The organism is Melissospora conviva, assembly GCF_049523535.1.
GTDB lineage: Bacteria > Actinomycetota > Actinomycetes > Mycobacteriales > Micromonosporaceae > Melissospora > Melissospora conviva.
The window spans coordinates 44,504-55,402 of record NZ_JBLLDT010000013.1 but is presented as its reverse complement, the minus strand read 5'-3'; the positions used below and the strand labels follow the sequence as shown (position 1 = coordinate 55,402).

The following is a 10,899-nucleotide window of genomic DNA, read 5'->3' as shown; positions in this document are numbered from 1 at the left end:
GTCGTTGCCCGCACGGCCACGGTGCCAGGCGCGGTAGTCACGTTCCGGTTCCGGCCACCGGCGCGAGATCGCCAGAACGAAGCCCTTGCCCCAACCACCAAGGTCGTTGCAGATGTGCGCTATGACCTTCCGGCCTTTCGCCTGTGGACTCGTCGCATCGCCCTTGATGGTCTTCAACGGAAGCATGCCCGCGAGCATGCCACGCGCGTAGGACACGGCGGCCTAGCGGAGGAACCGTTCGGCCAGCTCCCGCGCGCCCCAGCCCGGAACAGTTCATGACGATCGGCGCGGCGTGACTCCGATGAGTCCGGCTGACCGCGCCGTCGCCAGGACTACGCCTCCGACCCGGATGCAAGACATAGATCAAATCAAGAGTCTCTGCCGCCCTCTCGGGGCGTGGCGGGCATCCACGGCTCAAGCAGCGTGGGATCGGCAACCGCGGACTCGGCCTCAGCACGCTCCGCCGTGGTCAGGTCTAGTTGGCGGAGCCTGGCACCCCACTCCGGCACCCGTTCCGGCTTTTCCAAGGCCATCGACAGTTCGATGAGCACGGCCAGCACCGCCGCCTGTTGCACAGCCGGTGCAGCGTCGCCGTAGCGGCGCAGTCCCGAGTTGAGCGCTCGGAAAGAGGCCAGGTCGTCGTTCTTGAAGTCGCGCAGGATCCGCGCGTTGTCCAGAACCCGGGCAAGCCCTTGCAGTTGCTTGGAACCGCCGTACTCCAGCTCCGCCGGCTCGTCCCGCTGAATGCAGATGATCGAGTTTCCCGACGGGTCCGTTACGGTGAACCGTGAGGCGCCGGGCCGGTACCGCGTGATCCGAGGCAGCCCTTTGGCAAGCACCTTTCCGTACGTGCGGCGCATCGCCTCGGTGAACGCTGCGTGGTACGGCGCGACCGTGTCAACCATGACCAGGCATCCACCGGTGTTCTCCGATGGTTGCAGGTTGCCCGGCGCGCGCCCGTAGTGCAGGTCGAATCCGCGCCACCGGAACGCCAGGTACAGGTAGGGCTTCGTCTGTTCGTAGGTCACGGCGAAGCCCAGGGCGCGCCAGAATGCCAGGGTTTCCTCCGGTGCGACACAAGGCAGCATCGGCACGGTGGTCTCGTTGGGCTGAACACTTTCGTCAAGCATCGTCAGCACCTCATCTGTCGACAAGACAGGCGACTGCAGACCGCCCCCGTCCACGACAGAAGGCGACGATCGCCTGCACGAACGTACCGGAGGTGGACCGTCGCGCCGGCCCGTGCCGCGCGAGGGCTTCGGCACCTCGGTGACTCACGCGGTGCTGACGGAACCGCTGACAAAGCTGCTGCACGAGAGCAGAAAGGCCACCTCCCGAAGCCGGGAAGTGGCCTTTGACCTGCGTGGGCGATGCTGGTATCGAACCAGCGACCTCTTCGGTGTGAACGAAGCGCTCTCCCACTGAGCTAATCGCCCTCAGCGCGCATGACTCTACCTGATCGTCTCGGCCCTGCGCACATCCGGGTCAGTGCGTGGCGATGTAGTGCAGCGCCTCGGCGATCACGTCGATGCCGAAGCTGTACTTGAGCGAGAGCCAGACGACCAAGCTGACGAAGACCAGGCCGACGGCGCCGACGGCGAGGCGGACCGGCCAGATCTGGGCGCCGATCCAGCGGGTCCAGCGTTGGACGTTGCGGCGGGTGAAGCCGAGCAACCGCTTGGCCCAGTGGAACTCCACGCCCCAGATGGCGAGGCCGGCGATGACCAGCAGCCAGCCCGGTCCGGGCAGCGGGATGAGGACGACTCCGACGGCGACGACGAGGGCGCCGGCAACCGAGATGAAGATCCGCAGTGCTACGCGGCCGGTCGGGTTGGCCCGGATCAGGTCGAGGGCCGTTCGCAATTTGCCGCGCTTGCGCTTGCGGGCAATCACGGATGTGGTTGCGGAGTCGCGTTTCACATCGGTCTCGGCGCCATTGCGGGAGCGCTTTTCATCTCCCGGCATCAAAGTCTCCCGATCTGTGGCTGATTCGACCGTTTCACCTGGTTGCACCTTTGGAGCGCGCGGCTCCGCCGAGGAGAGTTTTGACACCATTTCCTCCGCCAGTCTCCTCAAACCCCGTCACTTGCTGGGACCACTGAACGTTACCGGAGTGAGTCGACGTCTGAACCACCCGACGCCAGACGGGATCCTGCTACCTGGACAAAACGGATAGTTTACGCGAATTCGAGAATTCGCGTGGCGTTTTGGCCGAGTGTCCCACTACTGGGTGAAGTCAGCGTATGGCGGAGCGTAGCCATCGGGAGGCACCCGAGTATGGGGAAGGCGGAGCGAGGGTTCCGCAGCGGTGCCGGGGGGAGAACGTCCATGAGTGTCATCCGACCAACGACCGTCGAGGTCGAGACGTCGCTACGGCTCGTCGCGCCAGACGCCACCGCTCTGCCGGTGCGGGCAAGTCTGCGCTACGACCCGAGTGACCCGTACGCGGTTCACGTCCTGTTTCATGCCGAATCGGCCGGCGGCGAGGCGGTGAGCTGGTCCTTCGCGCGAGAGCTGCTGGTGACCGGCCTGGACGAACCGGCGGGGATCGGGGATGTGCGGGTCTGGCCCTGGGCCACCCCGCGCGGCGACTTCGTCGCCCTGGCCCTGTCGTCGCCGGACGGCAACGCCCTGTTCGAGGTGCCGCGCAGCGTCCTGGTGCGCTTCCTGCGGCGCACCTACGTCGTGGTGCCGCGCGGGCACGAGGCCCAGCACCTCGACGTCGACACCGCGGTCACGCGGCTGCTCGCCGACCGCTGAGTCACCGCACGCACGACACCGACCGGAACGACCGCACCAACGCCACACGTGCCGCCATGTGCCCTCTGCCGGGGCCACATGGCGGCACGTCGCGTAATGGACCGGCGGTCGCCGAGCGGCGGGAGCGCTGTCGACGGAAGCGCTGTCAGGCCGGGCGCCGCGGCCGGACCGCCAGGGTCGGGCCGGCGCCTGCGGCCGGCCGCCGCCCGCGGGGTCAGCCGTGGGTGGTCATGCCGCCGTCGACAGGGATGATCGCCCCGGTCAGGTACGCCCCGGCACGGGACGCCAGGTAGATGGCCGTACCGCCCATGTCCTCCGGACGGCCGATGCGCCCGAGCGGCACCTCGTCCTCGATCGCCGCGCGGATCTCGGGGCTGTCGAGGGCGAAAGCCATCATCTTGCTCTCGAAGGGGCCGGGGGCGATCGCGTTGACGGTGATGTGCTCGCGCGCCAGCTGGTGGGCCAGCGACCGGGTCAGCATGTGCACCGCGGACTTGGTGGCCGAATAGGCGTAGACCTCCATCGAGGGGACGCGGATCCCGTCCACCGAACCGATGTTGATCACGCGGGCCGGGTCCTCGGCGTCGGCGGCCTTGCGCAGCGCCGGCAGCAGCTGCGTGGTCAGACGGAAGATCGCCTTGACGTTCACCGCCCAGAGCTTGTCGAAGGCCGCCTCGGGGTACTCCGCCAGCGGTGCGCCCCAGGTCGCCCCGGCGTTGTTGACGAGCACGTCCAGCGAACCGAGTCGTTCGTTGACCGCCGCCGCCAGCGTGTCGGCGCCGGCGGAGTCGGAGAGGTCGGCCGGAATCGCCTCACACTGCCCTTTCGCCGACAATCTTTCGGCGACCTCGTGGCAGACGCCGGCCTTCCGCGACGAGATGATCACGCGCGCGCCGGCCTCGACGAACGCCTCTGCGATCATCAGGCCGATTCCGCGGGAACCGCCGGTGACCAGCACGGTCTTGCCCTGCACGGAGAACAGATCCGGCATTTGCACCCCTTCACAGCCGCGCGGGCGGAAACCCTCCCAACCCGCTGTCCGCCGTAAACTAGCGCTGCTAGGCAGGGCCGGACAACCCCCGCCGGGCTGCGAGTCCGGCTCGGCACCGATACCGTCGGCACGATGGTCCTCACCGGTCACCCCCTCGCCGCGGTCACCTGCGGGGATTCCGGCTCCGCCGAGACCGCCGTCGATGTGGGCCGCCTGCGCGACCTCACCGCCGCGACCCGGACACCGAGACCGGTACGCCTGCGCACGCACCTGCTGCTGCTCGTCACCGCCGGGCACGGCGCCGTGGAGGTCGACTTCCGGCGGTATCCCGGCCGGCCCGGCAGCGTGCTGCGGCTGCGCCCCGGCCAGGTGTGGCGGGCCCGGGGCGCCCGGCTCGACGCCACCCTGGTGAGCTGGCCGGCGGGACTGCTCGACGCGCGCCTGCCCGAGGCGGGCGACCGGGTCCACTGGCAACTCACCGGCGCCGACGAGGACGCCGTCGTCACCGAGATCACCCAGCTCACCGTCGATGCCGCACGACGCCACGACCACGGGCCGGCACGGGAACTGCTGCGGCACGCGCTCGCCGTCCTGCTGCTGCGCCTGGCGCTGCAGCCCGGGCCGGACCGGACCGGCTCCGAAGTGGAGCAGGCCACCTTCGACCGGCTGCGGGAGGAGGTCGAGTGCAGCTACATGCGCACCCGGCGGGTCGAGGACTACGCCGCCCGCATCGGCTGCTCCGTGCGTACGCTCACCCGGGCCTGTCTGGCGACGACCGGCCGCAGCGCCAAGCAGGTCATCGACGACCGGGTGGCGCTGGAGGCGATGCGGCTGCTGGCCGCCACCGACGACCCGATCACGCTGATCGGCCGTCGGCTCGGATTCACCGAACCGACCAACTTCGGTCGCTTCTTCACCCGTGAGACCGGCTGGAGCCCGGGCGCCTTCCGCAGCGACGGCTACCAGCGCTGGGCCGACGCCGCCCCGCTGCCCCGCCCGCGCCACGGCTGACCCACACCGCTCCAGGTGCAGCCCGCACCGGTCACTGCCGCCCTACGCCGCGCTGCCGTATCCGGTCGCTGCCTGCGCGGCCGGTCAGGCCACTGTGCGCAGCGCGGCCTCGGCGCCCGGCGTCGCAGCCACGGTCGTGTACCGGCCCTGGTGGTAGACGAGCGGGCGAGTCTCGGCGCCGACACCCACCAGCAACGGCTCGGCGATCACCACCACGTGATCGCCGGCCGGGACATGCTGCACGGTCCGGCAGACCAGCCGGCCCAGCGCCCGGTCGAGCAACGGCACCCCGTACGGGCCGGTGTGCCACTGCCCGTGCCGGGCCAGCCGGTCGACGCCCGGGGTGGCAAAGGTCCGGGATACCTCCTCCTGCCCCTCGCCCAGCAGGTGCACCGCCAGGTGCTCGGCGCGTTCGATCGTCGGCCAGCAGGAGGAACGGCGGCTCAGGCAGAAGGAGACCAGCGGCGGCTGCAGGGAGACCGAGGTGAAGGAGGTGGCGGTCAGACCGACGGCCGGCAGTTCGGAATCGCCGGCGCCCGCGGCGGTGACGACACTGACCGTCGACGCCTGACGCCGGAAGACCGCGCGGAACAGATCCGCGTCGACCGGGCGCAGCTCTGGCTGCCGCGCCGCGTCGGGCTGATCGGGCCGTGCCACCATCGGGGTCCCTTCACTCGTCCCACCGGCCTAACGGCCGCGATGAACCGCTCTCGGCCTACCTGTGTACCCGATGACCGCTGCCGTACCCGAACCGGTCACCCGACAAGCGTCGTACGTCGCGTTTGCCGAACACCCCAGGAGGGCATCTTTCGACCGTCGAGAAATGGGAATGTGACGAAGGGAGCACCCCGATGGGTCTCATGTTCCGCAAGCGCAAGAAGTACGGGCCCGTGGTGCTGAACTTCACCGAGAACGGCTTCTCCTCCTGGAGCCTGCGGATCGGCAAGTGGTCCTGGAACTCCCGGACCCGGGCGCACCGGGTCGACCTGCCCGGCCCGCTCTCCTGGAAGCAGGACAAGTCCCGGCGATGACCCCCGGCGCGGGTGCCGTCAGGCGATCCTGATCGTCGTGTCGCCGCCGATCCGCCCGTCGTCGCGATCGTGGGTCACCACGCCGGCGTCGTGCAGATCGGCGACGACCGCCAGCAGGTCGACCGGACGGTACCCGCCGTGGGTCAGCACGTGCCGGCGCAGGTCGTTGACGGTGAGCGCACCCCCGGCCGCGCCAAGCTGAGTCAGCACCTCCTGCCGCAGCACCTCCGGCGCGCCCTCCGGGGCGTCGATCGGCCCGCCACCGCGCTCGGCCGGCTCCCGGTATCGCAGCCCTTCCGGGTGCGGCACCGACCAGAGCGCCTCCTTGAAGGCCGTCAGGCTCCGCTCCGAACCGGTGCCGAACGCCAGCCCGTACGGGTGCCCGCCGATCAGCACCTCCACCACGTTGACCAGGGTGAAGCCCGCCGACTCCAGCGCGCCGCGCAGCCCCGGCTCGCCGGCCGCCGAGCAGAGCAGCAGATCGGCGGGGCGACCCGCGGCAGCGGCGGCGAGCACCGCGCGCGGCGGCTCCTGCGCCGCCACGACAAAGGCGAAGGTCGGCGCGCCCGCGGCACCGGCGGCCTTGAGCGCCACCGGGAGCAGCCCGGCATCACCGGGCAGCGCGTGCACGGCGACCTCCCGGGGCAGTTCGGCCTCGACCGCGCCGAGCCGCGCGGCCAGCCCGGGATCCCCGGCCGGAGCGACCACCACCACCGAGAACTGACCACCCCGGACGGTGTGCGCGACGGCCGTCAGCCCGCGCAGCGCCATATCGGCCACCCCACCGTCGGGGCCGTCGTACGTCTGCACGAAAGTTGCCCGGCGCGAGCGCCGCAGCGCCGTCGGCGCCCACGCCTCGAGTTGCCGTGCGGCCAGCCGGCCCAGGAATTCACTCAACGGATCCACTCCCCGGTTCTACCAGGGTCGCGACAGCCGGTACGACACGACCACCCAGGGGGTTGTACTGCACGTGTCGATGCGACCACGATGAGGTATGGCATCCGGTCTCGGTGAGGTCACCGCCCACGCGCAGCAGCTGGCGAGCACCGGCGACCTGCACGGTGCCCATCAGCTTCTCTCCGCCGCGCTGGCCGACACCCCACTGCTGTCGGCCGAGGAGGCCGACGCGGACCTGGCGCAGACCGGCGCCGTCTACGCCGCGGTGCTCGCCGCACTGGGCGAGACCGACAACGCCCGCGGCTGGGCGGAGTTCGCGTACACGGCGACGTCCCGGCTGCACGGCCCGCAGGATTCGCGGACCGTTTCGGCGGCGGCGGCCCTCGCGGCGATCCTCGGCCGGGGCACGGAACTCGACCGGGCCGCGGAGCTCTACCGGTACGTCATCACCGAGCTGACCGCCGGCGATGGGCCGGAATCGCTGCGGGTGCTGGCCGCCCACGCCGACCTGGCCCGGGTCGAGCACGCCGCCGGGGACTGCGCGGCCGCCCGCAGCCGGCTCGCCGAGGCCTGGGAGCTGCATCGCGAGGTCTACGGCGACGGGCACCGCAACGGGCTGCGGATGCTGGCCCGGCTCGGTGCGATGCAGCGCGACTGCGGCCGGCCCGTCGAGGCCGGCGAGAATCTCGCCCTGGCCCGAGAGCTGTGCCGCCAGCACCTGCGTCCCGACGACCCGCTCGTCGCGCAGATCGCCGCGCTCGCCGAGGGCGCCGCCGATCCGGGGCACCAGTGCCAGGACTCCCCCGCCGACAGCACTCCGAGCGCCGCATCAGCCGGAGGCGGCGCGGCAGCGAATCGGGACCGTTCGGGGGGCACGGCGGTACCGGGCCAGGGCTTCGCCGGCGAGGCAGCGGGCCGGGCGGAGCCGACCGGGCCGGCACGGACGACCACGACGTCCGATCCGGAGCCCGCGGCGACCCCCGGGGTCCCGCCGACGCCGGCGCAGCCGCCACCCGCCGGGCGGCGCGTCCCGCCTCGGCCGCGGTCCGGTCCGGACGCGCGCCGCCCGCGCCCCTTCGCCGCACCCGCCCAGCGCCGCTTCGCCGCGCCCATCCGGCGCCGGGTGCAGCTCGTCACCGGCGGCGCGCCGGCCGGGCGGCCGGACCGGATGGCGTTCATCCTCGCCGGGGTCGTGATCGTCGTGCTCGGGGTCGCGGCGGTGATCAGCGGGTTCGGCGACGTCGACCAGGCCGGCGGGCCGGCCGCACCGAGCGCGACCGCGCCGGAGCCGGATCTCACCGGCGAGGCGCCGCCGACAACAGCGCCCCAGCCGACCGCGGCACCCCCGGCCTCCCCCGGCTCACCGCCGGCGAATGTGACCCTTCGTGACGACGGGGCGAGCCTGGCGCTGACGTGGAGCTACCCCGCCGGGGCCGAGAGCCCGGTGATCATCTCCGGTGGGCTGCGCGGCCAGCCACTGCGGGCCTTCGAGCAGCTGCCCGCCGGCACCGGCGAGTACGTCGTGCACGGCCTCGACCCCGCCGCCGACTTCTGCTTCCGGGTGGCCGTGGCCTACTCGCCGACCCTGGTCGGCGCCGCCACGCCGGTCTGCACCGACCGGGAATGACACACACGTCACCCCGGGGCGGTAGATCGCTATTTCGTGTTTGTGCAGTCGCCCGGCGCGCGCTATCTTCGAACATTCGGACAAACAAAAAAGAACGGCAATAATTGCCGTTCTGCATTCCATTCTATCCGATGGGGAGATGCTTTGTCAAAGCAGTCGGGCGCGGGCGCGGTCGCGGACACCCACGCCGGCGCCGAGGCCGACGAGATCGCCGCCGAGCAGGCGTACGTCGGTGCGCTCTACGGACGCCTCGACGGGGTGCGCGCGCAGGCGGCGCAGCGGGTGGCCGACGCGCTGCGGTCCCGCGGCGGCACGCCGCAGGAGCGTTCGCAGCGCGAGAGCGCGGTACTGATGTACACCGAACAACTGCAGCGCTACGACGCCGTCGAGAATGGGCTCTGCTTCGGCCGGCTCGACATCACCGACGGCACCCGCCGCTACATCGGGCGCATCGGCCTGCTTGACGACGACGCGGCCGAGCCGCTGCTGATCGACTGGCGCGCGCCGGCCGCCCGTCCCTTCTACCTGGCGACCGCCGCCAACCCGCAGGACGTACGGCGCCGCCGGCACCTGCGCACCCGCGAGCGGCAGGTCGTCGCCGTCAACGACGAGGTGCTCGACCTCGGCACCGCCGAACCCTCCACCCACCCGGGGCTGGTCGGCGAGGCCCCGCTGCTGGCGGCCCTGAACGCCGACCGGACCGGCCGGATGAGCGACATCGTCGAGACCATCCAGGCCGAGCAGGACGAGGTGATCCGCGCCGAACTCGGCGGAGTGCTGGTCGTGCAGGGCGGACCGGGCACCGGTAAGACCGCGGTCGCGCTGCACCGGGCGGCGTACCTGCTCTACAACCACCGTCGTGAGCTCGCCACCCGGGGTGTGCTGCTGGTCGGGCCGAACGAGACGTTCCTGCGCTACATCTCCGACGTGCTCCCGACGCTGGCCGAGACCGGCGTGCTGCTGCGTACCCCGGCGACCCTCTTCCCCGGCGTTGTCGCCGGCCGCGCCGAGGCGGCCGAGACGGCCGGGATCAAGGGGCGCGCCCGCATGGTCGAGATGCTGGCCGCCGCGGTACGCGACCGGCAGGAGGTCCCCGACGAGGCGCTGGAGATCGAGGTGGACTCCGACACGCTCCGCCTCGACCGCGAGACCTGCCGGGCCGCCCGCGACCTGGCCCGGCGCACCGGCAAACCGCACAACCTGGCCCGGGAACGCTTCGACCTCGAGATCGTCCATGCCCTGGCCCGGCAGGCCGCCGACCGCATCGGCGCCGACCCGCTCGGCGGCGAGAACCTGCTGGAGGAGGCGGACCTCGCCGAGATCCGGCGGGAGCTGCGTGCCGAACCGGCCGTACGGGCCGCTCTCGACCTGCTCTGGCCGGAGCTGACCCCGCAGCGGCTGCTCGCCGACCTCTTCGCCGCCCCGCAGCGCATCGCGGCGGCGGCCGACGGGCTGCTCACCCGCGACGAGCAGGCGCTGCTGCACCGCACCGGTGACGGCTGGAGCCCGGCGGACGTCCCGCTGCTGGACGAGGCGGCCGAGCTGCTCGGCGAGCGCCCGCGCGACGACCGCGCCCAGCAGGAACACCTGCGCCGCCGGCGCCTCGAGTACGCCGAGGGCGTCCTGGACATCGCCGTCGGCTCCCGCTCCATCGACGTGGAGGACGAGGCCGACGGCGGCGAGATCCTCAGCGTGGCGGACCTGCTCGACTCCGAGCGCATCCTGGCGCGTCAGGACCGCAAGGAGCAGCTCACCGCCGCCGAACGGGCCGCCGCCGACCGCGGCTGGGCCTTCGGCCACGTGATCGTCGACGAGGCGCAGGAGCTGTCGCCGATGGCCTGGCGGCTGCTGATGCGCCGCTGCCCGAGCCGCTCGATGACCCTCGTCGGCGACGTGGCGCAGACCGGCGCGCTGGCCGGCACCGCCGGCTGGCACGAGGTGCTGGAGCCGTACGTGGATCAGCGGTGGCGGCTCGCGGAGCTGACCGTCAGCTACCGGACCCCGGCCGAGGTGATGGCCGTGGCGGCCCGGGTCCTGGCCGAGATCGACCCGCTCCTTGCGCCCCCCTCCTCGGTACGGAGCACCGGCGAGCAGCCCTGGGACCGGCGGGTGCCGCCCGCCCGGTTCGCCGCCGAGGCGGTCGAGGCGGTGGTGGCCGAGGCGGCGGCGGTCGGCGACGGCCGGCTCGGCGTGGTCGTGCCGGCCTCCCGGGTGGATGAGCTGGGCACGGCCGTTCAGCGCCGGCTGCCGGAGGCGGCGCTCGGCGCGGACCCGGAGCTGCGCCGGCAGCTCGTGGTGCTCACCGTCGCCCAGGCCAAGGGGCTGGAGTTCGACACGGTCGTGGTGCTGGACCCGGAGCAGATCGTTGCGGACTCGCCGCGCGGGCTCAACGACCTGTACGTGGCGCTGACCCGCGCGACCCGGCGACTCGGAATCCTGCGGGTGGACGCCGACACCGCCCGGCGCTGACCCGCACGGCTGGACCGACGGCCACCGTCAGGCCCGCGTCAGGCTCAAGGCCCGGACCGGCGCTCGGTCCGGGCCGCGGTCAGCACTCGCTCAAGATCCGGATCAGCGTTCGA

At 72.1% G+C, this 10,899-nt stretch carries 10 protein-coding genes, 1 tRNA gene and 1 pseudogene; 5 read left to right on the top strand and 7 right to left on the bottom strand.

Annotated elements, in window-relative coordinates; translation table 11 throughout:
- The 4 genes and pseudogenes from ACK8GG_RS20950 to ACK8GG_RS20935 form a co-directional block, all read right to left on the bottom strand.
- Window positions 1-186: pseudogene (locus tag ACK8GG_RS20950) on the bottom strand (Appr-1-p processing protein); the annotation flags it as partial.
- A 182-nt stretch (window positions 187-368) separates the two neighbouring features.
- A complete protein-coding gene (locus tag ACK8GG_RS20945; protein ID WP_440357068.1) occupies window positions 369-1,130 on the bottom strand; it encodes a DUF8817 family protein in 762 nt (253 codons plus the stop codon).
- A gap of 234 nt (window positions 1,131-1,364) precedes the next feature.
- Window positions 1,365-1,436: transfer RNA gene (locus tag ACK8GG_RS20940), tRNA-Val, on the bottom strand.
- A gap of 49 nt (window positions 1,437-1,485) precedes the next feature.
- Window positions 1,486-2,055, bottom strand: coding sequence for a TIGR02611 family protein (locus ACK8GG_RS20935; RefSeq protein WP_440357067.1), 570 nt, complete (start codon window positions 2,053-2,055; stop codon window positions 1,486-1,488).
- Between the two features lie 273 nt (window positions 2,056-2,328).
- Here ACK8GG_RS20935 and ACK8GG_RS20930 point away from each other — a divergent pair, with 273 nt between their 5' ends.
- Window positions 2,329-2,760, top strand: coding sequence for an SsgA family sporulation/cell division regulator (locus tag ACK8GG_RS20930; RefSeq protein ID WP_440350243.1), 432 nt, complete (start codon window positions 2,329-2,331; stop codon window positions 2,758-2,760).
- A gap of 214 nt (window positions 2,761-2,974) precedes the next feature.
- Here the strand turns inward: ACK8GG_RS20930 and ACK8GG_RS20925 are convergent, their stop codons facing one another.
- Window positions 2,975-3,751 (bottom strand): glucose 1-dehydrogenase, encoded by a 777-nt coding sequence (locus ACK8GG_RS20925; RefSeq protein WP_440357066.1) that lies wholly within the window; start codon window positions 3,749-3,751, stop codon window positions 2,975-2,977.
- Between the two features lie 132 nt (window positions 3,752-3,883).
- Between ACK8GG_RS20925 and ACK8GG_RS20920 the strand changes: the two genes are divergently transcribed.
- Complete coding sequence (locus ACK8GG_RS20920) at window positions 3,884-4,762, top strand: helix-turn-helix transcriptional regulator (RefSeq protein WP_440357065.1); 879 nt, start codon at window positions 3,884-3,886, stop codon at window positions 4,760-4,762.
- An 84-nt stretch (window positions 4,763-4,846) separates the two neighbouring features.
- On the opposite strand, the gene ACK8GG_RS20915 is transcribed toward ACK8GG_RS20920, so the two are convergent.
- Window positions 4,847-5,422: a flavin reductase family protein gene (locus ACK8GG_RS20915; RefSeq protein ID WP_440357064.1), complete on the bottom strand. Its 576-nt coding sequence runs from the start codon at window positions 5,420-5,422 to the stop codon at window positions 4,847-4,849.
- A gap of 191 nt (window positions 5,423-5,613) precedes the next feature.
- Here ACK8GG_RS20915 and ACK8GG_RS20910 point away from each other — a divergent pair, with 191 nt between their 5' ends.
- A complete protein-coding gene (locus ACK8GG_RS20910; protein ID WP_440350239.1) occupies window positions 5,614-5,793 on the top strand; it encodes a DUF4236 domain-containing protein in 180 nt (59 codons plus the stop codon).
- 18 nt (window positions 5,794-5,811) lie between these two features.
- Here ACK8GG_RS20910 and ACK8GG_RS20905 read toward each other — a convergent pair whose 3' ends face one another.
- Window positions 5,812-6,690 carry a hypothetical protein gene (locus ACK8GG_RS20905; RefSeq protein WP_440357063.1) on the bottom strand — a complete coding sequence of 293 codons (879 nt, stop codon included), beginning with the start codon at window positions 6,688-6,690 and terminating at the stop codon, window positions 5,812-5,814.
- A gap of 97 nt (window positions 6,691-6,787) precedes the next feature.
- Here ACK8GG_RS20905 and ACK8GG_RS20900 point away from each other — a divergent pair, with 97 nt between their 5' ends.
- Window positions 6,788-8,317 carry a tetratricopeptide repeat protein gene (locus ACK8GG_RS20900; protein ID WP_440357062.1) on the top strand — a complete coding sequence of 510 codons (1,530 nt, stop codon included), beginning with the start codon at window positions 6,788-6,790 and terminating at the stop codon, window positions 8,315-8,317.
- 144 nt (window positions 8,318-8,461) lie between these two features.
- Entirely contained in the window at window positions 8,462-10,786 is a 2,325-nt protein-coding gene (locus ACK8GG_RS20895; RefSeq protein WP_440357061.1) for a HelD family protein, read from the top strand.
- Window positions 10,787-10,899 lie beyond the last annotated feature (113 nt).